The following is an 18,661-nucleotide window of genomic DNA, read 5'->3' on the forward strand; positions in this document are numbered from 1 at the left end:
GCGTTATATCTAACAGCGTCATTTAAAATAATGAGTAGAAGAGTGCGATGTGTCGTGGCTCTTCTGCTTCTACCAGGGAGATGATTACGGAAATGAGCGGGACGGACAGCGCAAATACCCCTCAGATGGAGCAGCATAGCTTTAGTGCAGAAGTGGGGCAGCTGCTCGATCTGGTGGTTAATTCACTTTATTCAGATCGTGAGATCTTTTTGCGTGAGCTTGTGGCGAACGCAGCGGATGCGATTGATAAACGCCGTTTTGAGGCGCTGACGACCCCTGCATTGGCATTGCCGGAAAATCCGTCCATCCGCATTGTGCCCGATAAAAAAACCAAAACCCTGACTCTTTCGGATGATGGCTTGGGGATGAGTCGCGAAGAGCTCGTTGAAAATTTGGGGACCATTGCGCGTTCTGGTACGCGTGCATTTGGTGAGAAGTTAACTCATGCCAAGCCGGAAGAACGCCCAAGTCTGATTGGGCAGTTTGGTGTTGGGTTCTATTCTGCCTTCATGGTAGCGGATCGTGTTGAAGTTATCTCTCGTAAGGCGGGGACAGACACAGCGGCTTCGTGGGTTTCAGAAGGTAAGGGGGCTTACGCGCTGGGCTCCGCACAGCGTGACCATGCTGGGACGGACATCATTCTGTATATGAAGGATGATGCGACGGAGTTTCTTGATTCCTGGCGTTTAAGAAGCATTATTCGGAAATGGGCTGATCATATTTCATGGCCGGTTATTCTTCGTGAAGAGAAGGAAGACGGCGAAAGTGAAGATCAGACCGTCAATGAAGGAACGGCGCTTTGGAAACGCCCCAAATCGGACATTACACCAGAGCAATATAAAGAATTCTATCAGCATGTCGCGCGTGCGTTTGACGAGCCTTATACGACATTGCATTGGCATGCTGAGGGAACGACAGAATTTACAGCTTTGCTCTTCTTCCCCGGCGCACGTCCTATGGACTTTATGGAGCAAAGTAGCCGTGAGAGCCGTATTCATCTGCATGTAAAGCGGATGTTCATTACGGATGAAGCGCATCTTGTGCCGAACTGGCTGCGGTTTGTGCAGGGTGTTGTAGATACGGATGACCTACCGCTGAACGTATCGCGCGAAATGCTGCAATCGACACCTGTTTTGGCGCGTATTCGTAAGGCTGTGACGCGGCGTGTGGTAACAGAGCTTAAGAATCGTGCCCAAGCAGGCGGGGACGAGTTTATTAGCTTCTGGGAGAATTTTGGTCTCGTTGTTAAGGAAGGTCTGTGGGAGGATTCTGAGCATCGGCAAGAAATTGCAGAGTTTGCTCGGTTCCGTTCGACGCATGATGATGGCTTCACAACGCTTGATGATTATATCTCACGGATGAAGCCAGAGCAGGAAACCATTTATTACCTCGTGGGTGATAATTTGGAGGCGTTGAAAGCATCCGCTCAGTTGGAAGGTTTCCGTGCACGTGGGCTCGAGGTTCTCTTGCTTTCCGATGCGGTTGATAGCTTCTGGCCGGACCGTCTGCATTCTTACAAGGATAAGATATTCCGTTCTGTCGCTCAGGCTCATGGTGACTTAGAGAAATTTGCAGCAGAGAGTGAAGAGCAGGGTGAGCCTGCTGAGATGGATAAGCTTATTCCAGCCTTGAAAGATGCCTTGGGTGAGGCCGTTAAGGATGTGCGGAGCACTGTGCGTCTGACAGGAAGTGCTGTTGTTTTAACAACAGAAGGTGGGCCCGACCTTGCGATACAACGCCTGATGCGGCGTTCCGGTCAGGAGCTTCCAGCAACACCACCTGTGTTGGAGCTTAATCCACGTCATCCTCTCATTCGGGCTTTGGCAGACCGTGTTGAGAAAGGCGAGGGCGTGTCAGAACATGCACGTATCTTGCTTGATCTTGCCCGTGTCCAAGAGGGTGAGCCGTTGCCTGATCCAAGTGGTTTTGCGCGTAGCTTGGCCGTTCTTCTCGCTGGGAAGGTTGATGCTTAAACTATTGGTGATGTAACAAGAAAAAAAGGGGAGAGAGCTTTCGGGCTCCTCCCCTTTTTTGATGTAGAAAACGAAAAGATAGTTAGAGTGTTATTATTCAAAAGAAATAAATAGGGCGAATAATGATAATACAATCCCAGTACATATGTTGATGTAGCCTTTAACTCTTGGGTTTAAGAGGATGTCATTTGCAAGTGATATGAAGATCGTTAGAAAGGTAAACCATGCAAAAATATTAAATGAATGAATAGAAACAAGTTCAAACCCTCTCTTAATCCCTCCTCCACCGGAAAGAAATTTTGGGAATGCTGCGATATAAAATATAGAAACTTTTGGGTTTAATATTTGCGTCATAAATCCGTCTCTATAGCTTGTAGATAATCGTACTTTTTTGAAAGTATTTTTCTCATTTATATAGGTGTTATTGTTACTGTAATTCTGATTGGCATTAAATTTTTTAATATTTTCAAATCCTGATTTGATTGCTTTAAACCCCATAGACAATAGATAGAGTGCGCCAAGAATTTTTATGATGATAAACAAGGGTTTGTGGTTTAGGATGAGGGCTGAGATCCCCAATATAGAGAGAGCTCCGTGGAAATATGTCGCTGTACACAAGCCAGCTACATTCGCGAGCGCATTTTCTCTACCTAATCGAGTAGCATTATCAATAATTAAAGCCATATTCGGCCCTGGAGATATAACGAGGAAAAAGGAAACAATAAAAAATGTTAATAGTTGATCATTTATTTTATATTGCTTCCTTTAAATAAGTGATATGGTACATTTAATAGAAATGTGATTTTTCCTTCAATAGGAGATCTCATTTATAGAATTTTTCAAGGTTTTTATAAAATTATGTGATGAGATGTGCTTAATAAAAGCCGTTTTCGGAAATGGTTATTAGCGATCTTTCTATATTCTAAAATATGGTCATCTTTCCGACAATTAAGCTTTTTAACAGTATTTTCAAAAAATAGAAAAATATCAGGAATCTATGTCATATTCTTAAGAATCTAAAAGGATAGGTAAAATATCAGAGATGCTTGATAAGCGTTAGGGTGAATAGTGTAATAGTTTTATTGAAATATCCTATAATAAAATGAGATGCATTATACATAGAAATATTAAATATTTATCTATAGTCGATAAAGAAATAATTATTATTTTTAATTTTCATTAGATGTGATTTTATGAAATTTTCAATTTCATAAAAATAATTACTAAGATAATGATAAAAAATCTGTTAGACGTTCTATCTATCTTGGTAAGAGGGAAAAAATCAATTATTTTGGAGTATATTGATGCGTTATCTGGTAACGGGTGGGGCCGGGTTTGTTGGAAGTCATGTTGTTTTAGCGTTATTGGATGCTGGTCATGAGGTAGTTGTGCTTGACAACCTAAGCACAGGTCACCGGCAGGCTGTACCTCCAAATGTAAAATTACATGAAATAGATCTTCTAGATATTTCCGCAACGTCTGAAGTAATGAAACAAGGTCCTTGGGATGGCGTTCTTCATTTTGCGGCTCTTTCATTAGTAAGTGACAGTATGCGTGATCCATTTCATTACTTACGTCAGAACTACATAACAGCATTAAATCTCATCCAAAACTGTGTTGAACATGGTATTAAAAAAATAGTATTTTCATCAACGGCAGCATTATTTGGAGGGCCAGAGCGGCTGGACCCAATTCTTGAAACAGCCCCAGTCCAACCAGGCTCACCATATGGTGAGAGCAAATATATGATCGAGCGTGTTCTTTCTTGGGCAGATACTATTTACGGTGTGAAAAGTGCTTGCTTACGCTACTTCAATGCTGCTGGTGCTGATCCACAGGGACGTGCAGGAGAAGATCATAGACCAGAAACACACTTGATACCGTTGACTATTGATGCGGCCCTTGGGCGTCGTCCAGCACTTAAATTATTCGGGACTGATTATCCAACTAGGGATGGTTCCTGCATTAGAGATTATATTCATGTTACGGATTTAGCAGATGCTCATATCAGGGCTCTTGACCAAATTAGTCATAATAGCGTCACCTATAATGTCGGTAATGGCCAGGGGTATTCAAATCTTGAAGTAATTCAGAGTGTTGAAAGGGTTAGTGGTCGTAAAGTCCCATGGGAGGCCGCACCAAGACGAAAGGGGGACCCTTCTTTGCTCGTAGCAGATTCTACAAAACTAAAGCGTGAAACAGGATGGACTCCTAAGTTTGGTGATCTTGATAAAATTGTGGAGACAGCATTATTATGGAGAGAAAAACATCCTATGGGATACGAAAAATAAAGATGTTATTGTAGCTTCACCAATATTATTAGAAGAAAAATTGATGAGCGCTTATTCTTACCCTGATTTTTTCTCAGGGTAAGAATTTTTTTCTTCTAGGAAGTCGGTTACTAATAGTGTAAATGTGGTTCTTATAGAAAAGTTCGATAAAATAGTGACATTCGTTGTGCGTAAGCCGTAAAAGAAAAGTCTTTGGCTCTATTTAACCCTGCTTCTTGTAATTTCATGCAAAGAGCATCATCCTTGTCTAAAAGATTAAAAGCATATGCGAGTTCATTTGTATCAGTATTATTGACAAGTAACGCTGCTGAGCCAGAAATTTCTTCTGTTGCATGTCCACGACTTGTAATTACAGGAGTTTGTAAAGCCATAGCTTCAATAATAGGTAACCCAAAACCTTCCGCAAGGGATGGAAAAACGACGGCTCGTGCCTCGCTAATGGCTCGAATTAAAGAAGGAAGAGAGCACCAGGGAACAATTGTTACTGTCTCGGGTTTCCGATGAGAAACAAGCGCCCGTAGCTCGTTATCAGAGCCGTGGCCTTTCTCGCCAATAAGTGTCAAATGCCGGGTTGTTTTAGAGCGACTATGTGCATCGATAATACGGCCAATATTTTTTCGACTTTCCAACGTTCCAAAATAAATAAACCCGCCTGGTTCGCAGGGTGCTGGGGTTTGAGAGGCTTCATGCAGTAATGAATTAGAAAAAGAGACGGGCTGTGATGACATAAATATTTTAGATTCTGGGACAGAAAAACAATTTATGAGATCAGATTTAACAGAGTTTGACACTGTAACAATTGCGTCTGCTCTATTAATCCAATCGTTTAAACGTCGTATAATTCGGTTACTAGAGATCCCACTAAGCTTTGGATGTAGAACAGGTATAATATCATGAATAGTGACAATATTGGGGATACCCGGCCAATTCATAGGTAAGGGATATGTCCAATGCATGATGGTAGGGCTTTGCGTTGATTTTACAAGAGTCGGTGATTCCCATAGACGATCCCTGACCTCTGCCGTCCGATAGAGGTCGGTGCAAGTGTAACCTTGTTGTTTAAGACTGAGGCTTCTAGATGGCATGGTACTGCGTATGGCACGTGCTATGCGAGAGGCAAGACTATGTGCTGAATGAGCGGTTGCCGTCTCATCATGAAGCATCATAGGCTGAAGCCCTGTGGCAATACACGCGTTTTTTAAGGTTGCCGCATATGTTGCAACCCCCGTTCCGCGACCTCTTCCCGTATTGCGAGTATCTAGCCCTATTAACATTGGGGGAAATGTTGGAAGTCTGATTTTATTTTGGACATATGATTCAAGATGATAGCACCTAGAATAAGAAGAGTTTCATTGGTTACTGAACTCTGAAGAAACAGATTTTGTAAAGGTGAAGGCGATTTATGGCTCCTAATGTTCACCACCTATTTTCGTATAGTTACAATGGATCTCGGTAAAAGAACTATCGCATTTGCCAATTGTTGATGGAAGATGAAAAATTAAGGGAATAAAACTTTAGCGAGCCTTTAACATTCCAAGTGGCTTTTGTATCAATTTTTAGTGAGAAGATAAACCAAAATGCTAGCTTTGCTGGGCTGATATGATTTTGTTTCGAAAAAGAGAGTTGCTTGATGCATCAGTTTAGGGCAATTCGTAGAGTCATGAATCAGGTGCCTGTTAATGATACTCCTTTTGAAGGTCAAATAAGCTTTGCTCGCAGCACGGTCTCGAGTGTTGTTGCTTGGGGACGTCGGAACCTTGGCCTTTGCATTGGCGTTTTTGTTCCAACGTTGCTATCGGCTGCTTATTACGCCTTTCTAGCAACGCCCCAGTACGTTTCAGAAGCCGAGTTCGTTGTGCGTGGGCAACATGCTCGGCCAAGTCCAATCTTGACAGGGCTGTTGGAAGGTGGTGGTGGGGCGGCCACTGAGGATACATATGTGGTCCAGGCCTATGTAACATCACGTGATGCCGCACAGCTTCTAATGCGGACACAAAACTTAAAAAAAGTTTACAATACGCCTGTGGCAGATGCGTTAGCGCGTTTTCCGAATTTCTATTCAGGTCATACATTTGAACATTTCTATCGCTATTATAAGAAGCATATCACTGCAGAGCTCGACACGAACACTGGAGTATCAATACTTCGAGTAAGAACATTTAATCCGAGTGATTCTCAAAGGGTGGCTAGAGCTCTTCTGAGGTCGGCAGAAAATCTAGTCAATGATATGAATACCCGCCAGCGAGCTAATACTATCGCAGCATCGTCGCGTGAGCTCCAATCGGCATTAAATAAGTTGGCAGCCGTTAATCAAAAGATTGATGCTTATCGTAACGAAATTGCGATGCTTGATCCTACAAAGCAATCGCAGCCCATTCTGAAGGATATAGCAAGCCTTCAAACTATGTTAGTGACCACGCGAGTTGAACTTGCACAGTTACAGCGTTCTACACCTCACAGCCCACTAATAGAAGTACATAAACGCCGTATCACGGCTCTTGAGATAGAGATTAAGAAGGCGGAAGAGAAGATTACGGGTTCGGACATGTCTTTCGTTCCTAAGGTTAGTGGTTATGATGACTTAATTTTTCAAAGGACTCTTTTGGAAAAGGAAGTTATAGCTGCTGATTCTGCTCTCGCTACAGCAAAGCTTCAAGCCGATCGTCAACTTTTATATTTGGATGAAGTGACACAGCCTAACCTACCGGACTATGCAACATATCCACATGCAATCTCCGATATCGCGGTGGTGTTTGCTGCGACGTTCAGTATGTATCTGATGATCGTGTTGCTGATAGGTGGCGCGAGAGAACATAAACTCACTTAAAGCGGGTTAGAACGTGTTACAGTGTATAGACATAACAAAGGATTACCCGTTGGGTCATGGGCGCCATAGGGTTTTGGATAAGGTTAACTTTCAACTTAATCCAGGCGAAAAATTGGGAGTGCTTGGTCGGAATGGTGCTGGAAAATCGACGCTCATACGTATCATAGGTGGTGTTGAGCCTATGACAAGTGGACGAATTGAACGGAGCATGTCTATTTCATGGCCACTTGCGTTTGGAGGAGCATTCCAAGGAAGCTTAAGTGGATTAGATAACTTACGCTTTATTTGCAGGATTTATGATCTAGATTATCAGTCCACACGTGAGTACGTAGACGACTTTGCTGAACTCGGCGTGCAATTGGCTGAACCTGTTAAGACATATTCATCAGGTATGCGTGCACGTTTGGCTTTTGCACTTTCAATCATGATTGAATTCGACTGTTATTTAATAGATGAAATTATTATGGTCGGAGATGCTCGCTTTCATAAGCGTTGTCAAGAAGAACTTTTTGTGAAACGAAAAGACCGGGCTATGATCGTCGTGTCTCATGACATGGGGTTTATACATGGTGTGTGCGACCATGCGGCTCTTATTGCGAATGGTAAATTTATCCAATACGGAGAAGACACTGGCGCTGCTATTGCTGCTTATGAGGCTCTTTGACACAAGAATTGTTTGATTTTCTATCGTGCTAGATAAGCAGCGGTAATGGCGGGGCTAATCAGCGTACCTATCAACTGATCGAGCTTATAAAATTTGTCTGCTTTCGCATTAGCGATCAGCAGAACATCCTTTGTTTTCATGGGGACATGTTGCGCTAGAAAATAACTGTTCGGGTTCATCATATCTATCTGATACACAACAGGTATCCCTTGAGGGGTGGGAGGTGTTGTAAGCCCTAATTGCTTGGCTGCTATTGGATCCTCAAAACGGAAAAGAAATACTGCATTGGGATCTGCACGGTTGTCATTTGGGCCGCCAACACGCGCTAGTGCCTCAGCAAGAGAGACGTGTGGAGTTTTAAATGGTACTTCCGTGGCCTGTGCGCCTGCTGCGCCAAAAACAGTGTAACTGCGAGGCTGATAGATGACATGGATACGATCTCCAGGATGGGCATAGACATCTTCCCGTGGAACAGATTCTAATGTGCCTAAGTCTGTTGCTCCAACTTTGTCACCACGGACTAATTCGACATGAGAATCTTCTGGTGGACGAATTGCGCCTCCGGCGATAGCTATAACATCCGATAAGTGCTCTCGAGTAGTACTCAAAACAACCCTTCCTGGATTGTGAACTTCCCCCGAAACAATGACTGTATTCGCAATATCGTTTGATATTCGAACCATGACTTGTGGATTTTGTGATTTTCCTCGTAGGCTATTTCGAATATTTTCTGCAAGGGATTGAGGAGTTAATCCTGCAGCATGTAGGCGTCCAACATAGGGAATAATAATCGTACCATCCGTTTCTACCTGCGTGGGAGGAAGATTTTGGTTTGTTACATTCGCTAATGGTCCTGGCGCCGCGCTAGAACTATTCTGGGTTTCTGAAGGAACGAAAAGGCCTCCTCCGAGTTCGAAAATCGTAATTGTTAGCACATCGCCGGGGCCAATATGGTCATTACGAGGTCGGTCAGAAGTAGACGTATCAAGACTTGAAATTAAGGGAGGAATTTCAGCCGATAGAATATCCATGACTTTTGGAGTAATAGATATAATTTGGAATCCAAGCGGATTAGTTTGTTGCAAGCGTGCAGTTTTTAGCACGTGGCTTTCTGTAGGTGCGCTATCTGGAAGACTATTGCATCCGGAAAGAGTTAAGGCCCCCACGCTGCTAAGGCCGACTAAAAATTTCTTTCCTGAAAGTTTAAGGTATCGAATAGATCCGAGATGTTTAAAGCGCATCAAAGGTCAACTCTTTCAATTTTGGGCTAATGACAGCATTGAATGATACATTTTGCTGAGGAGTTCTTGGTAGGATTCCATACTAAAACGAGTTGCCTGATGATAGCCAGCTATGCTCAGGGCTTCACATAAAGCATCATCTTGATCCAGTTTACGTATAGAGTCAGCAATTGCTTTAATATCGTAGGCATTTGTTCGCAGTGACGCATTTCCTCCCACTTCTGGAAGGGCTCCCTCTTCCGAAATTAAAGTAGGTACCCCACAATTCATTGCTTCAAGAACGGGAAGGCCAAATCCCTCGCTTAAAGACGGAAACAGAAGCGCCCGTGCCTGTCGGAGTAATGCAAACAAGGTTCTTTCTGGTAGGTAGTTTATAAGCATAATCCGGCCAGTGGCAATTCCATGGTCGAGGTATCGTAACTCATTTTCTGTTTTCCAAGCCATAGCCCCGACGAGTACAAGTTGTCTTCGACAATTTGAAGCGAGAAAAGCCTCAATGATTCTGCCGATATTTTTTTTAGGTTCCAATGATCCAAAAAAAATAAAATATTCTTTTGGAGTCAAGTTAAACTTAGACCGTATTTCAGTAACGCACTCCTCATCAGAGTAATTTGAAATGGCATCCTTATTATCTGAAGTTTGGTAAGTGTTGTATAATTTCCCATCAAATTCTGGAAAAAAAGATAGTATATCTTTCTTTGAAGCTTCTGACACAGTACAAAGTGCGCTGGATTGTTCTCCAATTTTTTTCAGAAGACGGAAGTAATATGTTTTATTATCAAGGGTAGTATGTGGTAGACGGAGTGGAACGATATCATGAAGCGTATAAACGTTTAGAGCGCCTTTTAACTGCACGGGGATAGGATAGGTCCAATGCATGATCTGCGGAGGATTGTTCATGTGTATGGGCATGAGCTTTCCCGTGAGGCGAAAGTGCTCTTCCGCTTTCCGGAATAAATTTCGAGCATTAAAGAGGCGATCAAAAATCGGAAGACGTTCTGAAAAAGATCGAGCGTCAATGCGTCCCGTGATAGGAATTTTGATAACTTTTGGTGCTATAATTATCTGACTTCGATCCTGCCACCATTTTTTTGTAAAAATTGACCTCTTACGTGGCTGGGGAGCAGAGCACAATGTATCAAAAAAATTGATCTCCATGATTGCCGGAGAGTTACTCTTGGGAATGTCTAATCCGTATAATACGTCGACTGGGTGGCCCATTCCCGTTAGTGCACGGCTTAGCGTGCGCGCATAAGTCGCTACCCCAGTTCCTTTTTCGAGCCCCAAATTAAATCCATCTATCCCGATACGGAGCTGTGTTTCTTTCAACAAATGTTTCCATCCTCAAGGCAAAAGGAACCAATCCTGGCGGAACTTCATAAACTCAGCAGAGTTGATAGATTGCTTTCATACACAACTTCGCCACCCGATAGCAAAATCTTCCGCCTATTACCAGTTTGAATAAAGAGAGCGAAGAGCATACTTTTAAGATCATCTTGGTGGGGGCAGGAAACGTTGCAGTTCCTACTTAGCCAAGGAGAGGCACCTTATATTCAATAGTTGTGGTATAAAATCTTATGGAAACATGAGAGCTATGACAGAACTTCGAGAGAACAAGAAAATTTTTATCTTACGTGAATTTTTCTTCAAGATGTGTAAGGGCCAACCTGATGCTATCCTCCCAAGAGATGGTGTGCCATTCTTCTAGCCGCTGCAATTGTGCGTTTCGGCGAATACCATTGTCCTTATAATCGGCGACGGCCTCTTGCCATGCTTGACCGTTTAACGGATCTAGGTATTCAGCGACATTACCACCAACTTCACGAAGTACTGGGATATCAGAGCATAATACGGGAACGCCACGGGCAAGTGCTTCGGAGACAGGAAGCCCGAATCCTTCTACAAATGTTGGGAATAGGAGCCCCTTACTTCCGCACAATATAGCGTGAACATCTGTATCAGAAAGAGCTTGACATTCAATTACATGATTTTCCAAAGTCGGGCAGCGTTCCAGAAGATCGACAACATTTTCATTTTCCCATCCTCTTTTCCCTATGATCACTAATACAGGGACCGTATTGCCAAGCTGTTCAATCATTCTTCTCCATAGAAGGAGAAGGAGGAGATGATTTTTTCTAGGTTCTATTGTGCTGAGACATACAAAATATGGTCGGCCTAAGATGCGCTTCATCTCTGGTATTGCGTCTGTGTCAGTAAATTTGGTTACAATTGGGGCTTCGACGCCATGTAAAACAGGCCAGATTGGAAGTGATAGAGTGTTCTTACCAAGATGACGTGATAGAGTATCTTTCACATATACTGACGGAACGATAACGGCATCAGCTAATTGTGCAACCGTCTTTATTCTGCGTTTATGACGTTGGGGTTCGCGTGCACGTGCATATTCTGGATAATCAATTGGTATGACATCATGGATCATTGGCACGAAACGAGCGCCTGTTTTGCGTAAAAAAGCGTTGATTGTTCTTGGGTGTGTCAGGTGATGGTGTGACACATTCAGATAAATAGTATTGTCTTTACGTAAAATTTGTCGCCGAATAAGACCGCGCCGGATTTTTGTCGCGACGCGAAGTGCCGGGCGTCCTATGTTGGAATTATTCCATTGTTTTGACAGTAATGTGATAAAATTTTCCGCTGTTTCATATTTTATGCATCCCATAAATCCAAAAGGATGCATTGCACAAAAGCTACTTCGGTTTGATAAATGAGCCAAAAAATGGCGTGCATAGGCGAGTTCAACACGGTCTATTCCCGTGGGTGCTGAAGCGCCAGAACGGGAAAGTAAACGAGAAATATCAAGAATAAAAAATAGCGGCTTTGTATTGTTAGTCACTGTATGTTTCCAACGATATCAACAAGTTTGTCCGGAACTTTATTTACAGATCTGCGCATACTATGCCAGAATTCGCTATCTTTCTGCGTCTTGAGAGCATTAAATAATCTCGGTGAATGGCGTTCTAGCTTGGAGACAACGCCACGGACTAGCTTGTCCATGGCTTCGTCAGAGAAAAAACCACCTGGGACAAGGCAATACTCTGTCAAAACACGCCGGAATGCTGCAAACAATACCATGTCGGGGGGGTGTGGATTAGCCCAGAAATCATCAAGAGAACCCTTATGGGTAATTCCATTAATACTATAAACAGCCTGTCCCAATGTGATGACTGGAATACCTTCAGCGAGTGCTAGTGTTCCGGTCGTACTGTTAATGGTGACAACTCCTTTAGCGTCCTGAACTAAGAGAGCGATATCTCCACCTTCTATAAAGCCGATTCTACCGAGCACATTATGTTTGCGACCAATCTTTGCGACGATGTTGCGCCAATTTTGCAATCCATTATCCAAAGGGTGTTGTTTGATGATCAGAACCGTATCACATGGAGCATAGGCTGCAAAAGATGCAACTACATACTCTATAGAGTGCTGTGTCCCACGGAAATTGGAATGCAGGCGAACTTGAGCATCGGCATCTAGTTGTAAGGGAAAGAGCATGTATTCTGCGTTGCTTGCTTTTAAGCGAGCGAGCGTTTCTCTAGTTTGCTCCGCTGTCTTTTTTCGCTTGGAAAGTCGCTTCAACCAACCAATTCCTTCAGTGATAGGATGCCAGGGGCGGTGGTTGGTCCAATGTGGATAATACCAACGTGTCAGCAGATCAGCAGAATTGTAAGCAATCCCTTGCAGAGCCCTTGTTCGAAATGAAGAAGGTACTTTTGAATGGGAAGGTTCGGGCGGCAGCAGATTCGCTTCATTCAAATAATAACGTGGATCACGGGGTAAGCTTGAGCGCCCATTGACACCACCAAGCTCTAGTGTGACCCAATCGGGACGTAAATAACCTTCTTCAAACACATGCAGAGGAATATGGAGATTCTGACAAACATCCGCTGCGGCTATATGATGTACACGACAATCCCCGAATAATAGCACATCGGTAATGCCGCGTTTTATAATGAGTTGTTCTAAAAATTTAGGCCAGTCGTGCAGCGTACCACGATAATTAACGCTACCAGGTAATCTCCAGAAGAAATTGTCACCACCATTAAAATTTACCTTTGAAACTTGATAGCCATCTTGTCGTAATGCTTTTCCAATGCGTTCAAAAAATGGTCCCATCAATCCCTGCAAGAAGAGGAAGTGGCGAGTTGGCAGTATATCAAGCTCAGATTCGTCATGAAAGGTCATAAAAAACAGTATTTCAGAGAGTTTCGGCCAAAATTTTCCCAACCAAGCGACGTACCCGTCCTTGAAGTTTTCTTAGTCGGACAATTGGGATTGGCTTCCATAATGTGGGGTCGGACATCCGTTCGATAAGAAGTTCAGGGCCACAGGGAAGTTGTGTCTTAGGATCAAGGTATAACGGATAAAGAATCAAGGTCCCTGCAATTAGTTCAGTGAGTGTAAGTTTCCTTACTCGACGTGGGATCACAGGTCCCATATCGCATGTAATACCCCACCCTGCATAGAACGGAGAGCCATATGTTACGACTTTACGCCCCCGTAGAATAGCTTCAAACCCGGCCAAAGAGGTCATGGTATGGACTTCATTCACTTGGTTTATCAAAGAGACCATGGAACCACCTCGCGCGATTTGATCAGCATACCGCATTACTTTACTATCAGGGATATGCCCAGGACGATGGCCTGCATCAACATCAGGATGTGGTCGAAAGGTGATATGAGCATCTGGTGCAGAGGCACGCACAGCTTTTAGAAGGCCAAAGTTATTATTAATCTTTCCACAGCCGAGACGTATCGACAGATCGTTACTAACTTGCCCAGGAACTAATATTTTTCGACGACCAGGGTGTGCGTGGATTCTATGAATTTCGACATCTGACTTTGCATATTTTGACACATCGTTGTCAATTAACGTTTGGATTAAACACGATGCGCGCTCGGTTAAAGCCTCGTCAAAATGTGCTGTGTTTAAAATTGTCTCGAGGTCGCTCGCTTGTGATGGATCGAAATATATTCCCTGCCTGTCAACAACAATAGAGGATGGTGGTAAAAAGTCACTCCCCAAACCAACAGAGCGGATAAAGCCATCTTCAACTTTGCAAACGTTCACGCCTGCCTTTGCGGCCTCCTGCTCTAGTAAGTGAGGGACTCGGCTAACCCAAGTAGCGACAGTTCCCGAATGTCGACTTACTGCGCGTAATGCTCCCTTAGTGCCGTGTCGGAAGAGAGGGGGGTGACGTCCAATGCTGAAAAAAGCACGTATCCGTGCTTTTTTCCACCACGACATCCCTACACAGACAGAAATGTCGCGCGTCAGATTCACAGTGCGCCGCGCGTCAGATACGATTTGCACGGCATCTGAAATAGATATTTCATGACCTGTGAACGGGCTTTTCCAGGAGATATTGTTTTTGATCCAGCTCACAGCTTCTGTCTTTGTTAAGACATTGTAACGTGTAGCGCTATACCAAATTAACACGTCTGAATTTTGTAGTGCTCCGAGCAACGCAACGGCGCTATAGTCATCGGCCCATATTCTCACACCTGACTTAATAGCTTTATTTAGATTGCCATTTAGAACTACGGTATAGCCTCTACGATTTATGATTTTTGCAATACGTTTATTGCATGTAAACACTATAATGGCATCATGTTTAAACACAGTGGTAATGTGATGCCAAAGCGCAACAGAAGCCTCTGTTTCAACAGATAATGATACAATAGCTTGGATCGTTCGTGGGATAATGACATCTGGCAACCAAAATTGACCAGTCAGTTCTTCTTCTAAGATAGCTTGGAATGACTGTGTTATTTTTGAAAGGTTCTCCGGGAAGGATGGATAAGAACGGACACTCAGGACGGACTGACCATACTGCGTCGTGTCTGGTATCGCTAACAGGTTGCAATTATGCTCATAGGAGAGGTGCGAGGAGCAAAAATTCATAATGCCGCACCCTAACAGAGTTTGTTAGTTCATTGTAAGACAAGAGCTGATATTTTTACCACTTCGTGTTATTTTCACGATATCGAGCATTGAGAGTATTTTAAACTGTGGTGGCGTTGTTTTTCAGTCTTGTTATCGTGATTGTTTCTTCAATTTTTCTTGAATTTTGGATTCAACCTAAGCTCTTCCTTCGCAAAATAACGGGATTACATACAGCCTTGATCTTGGTTGTTTATGGATTGGTGCTAGCGGCATTAGGAAATATTTGGGTAGCGTGTTGGACAACGGTACTGGTATTTTTTATACTTGTTACAGTGTCTAATTTAAAATTTCGTGTTTTAGGGGAGCCTCTAGTCTTTACCGATATTGCTGTTGCTGGGTCTTTTTTACGTTATCCAAGATTTTACTTAGCAGCAATTCCTTTATTATTAAAAATACTTATTCTTCCAGTTGTTATTGGGACAGGCTGGTGGATGGCATATTTGTTTTCCATGGATTGGTCCCCACATCTTGCAGGTTTCTTAATCGCAAGTGTTAGTGGAGGTTGGTTATGGGCTGGTTGGTGCTTTTATTATCAGCGTTACCTTATGCTCGAACCAAACCTGACTGGGGATGTCAGAAGTTATGGTTTGTTACCAACGTTGTTTTCCTATTTCCTCCGATGGAGACGAACGTCTGCCCCGAAAAAAACTCTTCCGTTAATTCCTGCGCAGTGTTCAGCTCCTTTTTTGGTAATTGTCCAGTGCGAGTCATTCGCTGACCCTGCCTGTATTGCAGCACAACGAGATTTTCCTCCTCTCCCGACGTTAGCAAGATTGAGGAATTTACAAGGGGTTATGCACGGGAGCCTGAATGTTAGTGGGTTTGGTGCATATACTATGCGAACAGAATTCGGGGTATTGTTTGGACAGTCAGAGGCCACACTTGGTTTTAGGCGTTATGATCCATTTTTGACAGCGAAAGATAGTACGTCGTGTGCGTTGCCGAATATGCTTTCCGCATCATATGATAGTCGTGTCTTTGTGCATCCTCATGATTTACGTTTTTACGGCCGTGAACGGTTGCTCCCTGAAATGGGATTTACGGAAGTTATTGGACCTGAAGCCTTTAAAAAAGGTGACCATGTTGGGCCTTATGTAGGTGATGAAGTCTTGGGGAAATTACTAAGTGCACGCATCCGTTCTGCTTCTAGGCCTGAGTTGATTTATACGGTTACAATGGAAAACCATGGACCATGGAATGGTGCTCGTATGAACACAGCAGACGCACTTGATACGTGGTATCAGCATGCCATGAATAGTGATCGAATGTTGAATGAGTTAGATGAAGCTCTCTGTAATTGTGGGCAGGATGCTTGCTTAGTATTTTTTGGAGACCATCGGCCTTCTATTCCTGAAGTTGTTAATCCGGGGGCTGAACGGGGAACTCCATATATTGTAAGACGTTATTCGTCGAAGGACGTGCCTCCTCCACTAACGGGGTATATCGATGAACCGAGTGATATTTACCAATTCGTATTGGATTTGATCGGCTATGCACGTGATAATGGAGATTGATTTTTTATTAAATAATTTGAATTGTCTACATAAACCAGGGGTAGATGGTTTTGTCTGTGTTCATATAATTGGGTAGCTATTCCTTACGAGATGTGGCTCCGCTTTGATCTCTTGATTGAAGAGTATCGCTCCAAAGGTAGAAGAGCTCCATATTATCTAAGACGAACGATTCCAGCCATTCCTTCTGAACTGGGGCCTTAGTGGCTGGCTGCCCAACATGTTTATCCGCTGGTCGAAACAGGGCGTCTGGCAGAGGTTTCTCATCATCTTAGCGAAGCTGATCCAACCTTGGGAATGGTTTTGTTTTGATGGAACTGTCATACGTGCCCACCAAAAAGCAGCCGGGGTCGCAAGAAAGGGGGCAACAGAGAGCGATCAGGAACGTGTCAGGGCCTTGGTCGCTCACATGGTGGCTTCGGGTCAAAAGTCTGCATAGCGTCAGGGGGGCTATGGGAAAGCTTTGGCTTTTACCCTCCTACTGTCCACAATGGGCATACAAAATAGACATTTGATGGAAAATCCCTGGGCAAGGCCCAAGGAATGGAGAGCGGTGGCAACACGCTATGAAAAAACAGCTTCATCTTTCATGTCCGTGCTCTGCATCGCTGCTTCAGTTGATTATCTTAAATTATAACAAAACCTAGATAGGTTGAGGGAACTCACACCATGATCATTCTGTTTATTTAGAGTCTCAAAGATAAAACTATCAAAGGTCTGAAAGCTCAAAAGAATTCTGAGATAATTAATACCTATAAGACCATGGTTTTGTAGGATAAGTATACGGAATATCAAGAAAAAAGATAAATTTCCAAATGGTGTCGTCAGACGTGTAGGCGGTAAACCATGACAGGTTCATGCTTTCAACTTTTTGAAAACAGCTACTGACTATAAATCGGTTGTCTTAATTTTCATTTTGGATGTCCTTGCTGCATTTTGCCATCTGAGGCATAGAACAGCTTCGTTTTTTTTGGTATATCCGCAGTAGAGAGCATATCGGGGAAAGTTGATCGCTATGTCTTATGCGAGAGAATCCATAAGAATGGAAACGGAAATCTTAGCAACATGTCAAAAATGATGAGCCTAAAGGAAGTAATAGGTCTTTTTAAGCTGCAGTATAACGTTATCGTTGCTTTGATATACCGCGAGCTTAATACAAGGTTTGGTCGTGAAAATATAGGATTTTTATGGTTTGCGGGTGAACCAGCACTGTTTTGCGCTGGCGTAGCTATTGTGTGGACTGCGATACGTTCTCCTTTTGAGCATGGTCTTCCGATGACTGCTATTGTGATAACGGGATATGTTCCTCTCACGATGTGGCGTCACTGTATTGGGCGTTCTACTAAGGCATTCGAGGCCAATGGAAGCCTTCTTTTCCATAGGCAAGTTACTCCTGTTGATATTATATCAGCTCGTATGTATTTGGAGATAATCGGGACTATTGCTGGAGGTATCGTTGTATATTTAGCTGCTTTTGTAATGGGGAGTATCAAGTTGCCTTCCTCTATAGGGCTTATAGTATTGGGCCTGTTCTTTCAGGCTTGGTTTTCTTATAATACGGGGTTGTTGGTGGCATCATTATCCGAACGTACGGAGCTCCTTGAAAAGGTGGTAGGAATGGCTTCTTATCTTGCTCTTCCGTTGACAGGTGCATTTGTCATGGTTGATTGGATTCCTCAGAAGTATCGTTGGATACTTATGTCATCGCCGAGTTCGGAAGCTATTGAGATGGTTCGTGCTGGACAGTTTGGGTTTGCTGCTCACGCACATTATGATATTACTTACACGATATGTGTTAACTTTATACTGACTATAATTGGTCTTCATTTAACTATGACGGTGAAGAGATATATTATTATTCAATAATATATTCAATATATTAAAATTTAATTTACCTTTATCTCGAATTCTACTTTCTTGTTGTCCAGGGAGATTGGGTGGAGCGCATGCTTCTTATTGGATTTTGTTTTTTAGTCGTTATAATTTTCTGTGTCGTCAAGGGTATCGGTATTTTAAGGATGCTCTCTCAGATTTTTCTAACCGGAGCTTATGTCAACGTATAGATATGAATAGCAAAAACTATTTCAGGTATCGGATGGATAAGGCATGACAGGTGTTCATTAAGGGAAGGTTATCTAAGGAGACGGAGTAAACCAAGATTACTCATTCTTGACGCGCAAGAAAATTTA

13 protein-coding genes and 1 pseudogene are annotated in these 18,661 nt (G+C 43.1%); 7 read left to right on the forward strand and 7 right to left on the reverse strand.

Annotated features, from left to right (window positions below):
- Positions 1-92 precede the first annotated feature (92 nt).
- Positions 93-1,973, forward strand: coding sequence for a molecular chaperone HtpG (gene htpG, locus GS501_RS08990; RefSeq protein WP_160831532.1), 1,881 nt, complete (start codon positions 93-95; stop codon positions 1,971-1,973).
- 93 nt (positions 1,974-2,066) lie between these two features.
- Here htpG and GS501_RS08995 read toward each other — a convergent pair whose 3' ends face one another.
- A complete protein-coding gene (locus tag GS501_RS08995) occupies positions 2,067-2,723 on the reverse strand; it encodes a LysE family translocator (protein ID WP_160831677.1) in 657 nt (218 codons plus the stop codon).
- 554 nt (positions 2,724-3,277) lie between these two features.
- On the opposite strand from GS501_RS08995, the gene galE reads away from it, so the two are divergent.
- A complete protein-coding gene (galE, locus tag GS501_RS09000; protein WP_160831533.1) occupies positions 3,278-4,264 on the forward strand; it encodes a UDP-glucose 4-epimerase GalE in 987 nt (328 codons plus the stop codon).
- Between the two features lie 131 nt (positions 4,265-4,395).
- Here galE and GS501_RS09005 read toward each other — a convergent pair whose 3' ends face one another.
- Entirely contained in the window at positions 4,396-5,538 is a 1,143-nt protein-coding gene (locus GS501_RS09005) for a glycosyltransferase family 1 protein (RefSeq protein ID WP_160831534.1), read from the reverse strand.
- Between the two features lie 386 nt (positions 5,539-5,924).
- Between GS501_RS09005 and GS501_RS09010 the strand changes: the two genes are divergently transcribed.
- Both GS501_RS09010 and GS501_RS09015 read left to right on the forward strand, forming a co-directional pair.
- Positions 5,925-7,091, forward strand: coding sequence for a capsule biosynthesis protein (locus tag GS501_RS09010; RefSeq protein ID WP_160831535.1), 1,167 nt, complete (start codon positions 5,925-5,927; stop codon positions 7,089-7,091).
- 13 nt (positions 7,092-7,104) lie between these two features.
- A complete protein-coding gene (locus tag GS501_RS09015) occupies positions 7,105-7,755 on the forward strand; it encodes an ABC transporter ATP-binding protein (protein WP_160831536.1) in 651 nt (216 codons plus the stop codon).
- A 20-nt stretch (positions 7,756-7,775) separates the two neighbouring features.
- Here GS501_RS09015 and GS501_RS09905 read toward each other — a convergent pair whose 3' ends face one another.
- The 5 genes from GS501_RS09905 to GS501_RS09035 form a co-directional block, all read right to left on the reverse strand.
- Positions 7,776-8,996 carry a polysaccharide biosynthesis/export family protein gene (locus tag GS501_RS09905; protein ID WP_202405389.1) on the reverse strand — a complete coding sequence of 407 codons (1,221 nt, stop codon included), beginning with the start codon at positions 8,994-8,996 and terminating at the stop codon, positions 7,776-7,778.
- A 15-nt stretch (positions 8,997-9,011) separates the two neighbouring features.
- Positions 9,012-10,328: a glycosyltransferase family 1 protein gene (locus tag GS501_RS09910; RefSeq protein WP_202405390.1), complete on the reverse strand. Its 1,317-nt coding sequence runs from the start codon at positions 10,326-10,328 to the stop codon at positions 9,012-9,014.
- 298 nt (positions 10,329-10,626) lie between these two features.
- Entirely contained in the window at positions 10,627-11,850 is a 1,224-nt protein-coding gene (locus GS501_RS10155) for a glycosyltransferase family 1 protein (protein ID WP_160831537.1), read from the reverse strand.
- Positions 11,847-13,199, reverse strand: coding sequence for a capsule biosynthesis protein (locus GS501_RS09030; RefSeq protein WP_160831538.1), 1,353 nt, complete (start codon positions 13,197-13,199; stop codon positions 11,847-11,849). Before GS501_RS09030 ends, GS501_RS10155 begins: the two co-directional genes overlap by 4 nt.
- A 13-nt stretch (positions 13,200-13,212) precedes the next feature.
- Positions 13,213-14,919, reverse strand: a complete 1,707-nt coding sequence (locus tag GS501_RS09035) for a beta-3-deoxy-D-manno-oct-2-ulosonic acid transferase (protein WP_160831539.1) — start codon at positions 14,917-14,919, stop codon at positions 13,213-13,215.
- 107 nt (positions 14,920-15,026) lie between these two features.
- Between GS501_RS09035 and GS501_RS09040 the strand changes: the two genes are divergently transcribed.
- From GS501_RS09040 to GS501_RS09045, 3 genes and pseudogenes are all read left to right on the forward strand, one after another.
- Positions 15,027-16,475, forward strand: coding sequence for an LTA synthase family protein (locus GS501_RS09040; protein ID WP_370517985.1), 1,449 nt, complete (start codon positions 15,027-15,029; stop codon positions 16,473-16,475).
- A gap of 90 nt (positions 16,476-16,565) precedes the next feature.
- Positions 16,566-17,109 (forward strand): annotated as a pseudogene (locus GS501_RS10160) (hypothetical protein).
- 428 nt (positions 17,110-17,537) lie between these two features.
- Complete coding sequence (locus tag GS501_RS09045; protein WP_237442505.1) at positions 17,538-18,338, forward strand: ABC transporter permease; 801 nt, start codon at positions 17,538-17,540, stop codon at positions 18,336-18,338.
- Positions 18,339-18,661: the final 323 nt, after the last annotated feature.

This window comes from Saccharibacter sp. 17.LH.SD, from assembly GCF_009834805.1.
Classification (GTDB): domain Bacteria; phylum Pseudomonadota; class Alphaproteobacteria; order Acetobacterales; family Acetobacteraceae; genus Saccharibacter.

Excerpts from the sequence above, each read along its gene's own strand:
- GS501_RS09045 (WP_237442505.1), top strand. The coding sequence starts at position 17,538 with ATGTCAAAAATGATGAGCCTAAAGGAAGTAATAGGTCTTTTTAAGCTG.
- GS501_RS09905 (WP_202405389.1), bottom strand. The coding sequence starts at position 8,996 with ATGCGCTTTAAACATCTCGGATCTATTCGATACCTTAAACTTTCAGGA.
- GS501_RS09005 (WP_160831534.1), bottom strand. The coding sequence starts at position 5,538 with ATGTTAATAGGGCTAGATACTCGCAATACGGGAAGAGGTCGCGGAACG.
- htpG (WP_160831532.1), top strand. The coding sequence starts at position 93 with ATGAGCGGGACGGACAGCGCAAATACCCCTCAGATGGAGCAGCATAGC.
- GS501_RS09035 (WP_160831539.1), bottom strand. The coding sequence starts at position 14,919 with ATGAATTTTTGCTCCTCGCACCTCTCCTATGAGCATAATTGCAACCTG.
- GS501_RS09030 (WP_160831538.1), bottom strand. The coding sequence starts at position 13,199 with ATGACCTTTCATGACGAATCTGAGCTTGATATACTGCCAACTCGCCAC.
- galE (WP_160831533.1), top strand. The coding sequence starts at position 3,278 with ATGCGTTATCTGGTAACGGGTGGGGCCGGGTTTGTTGGAAGTCATGTT.
- GS501_RS09010 (WP_160831535.1), top strand. The coding sequence starts at position 5,925 with ATGAATCAGGTGCCTGTTAATGATACTCCTTTTGAAGGTCAAATAAGC.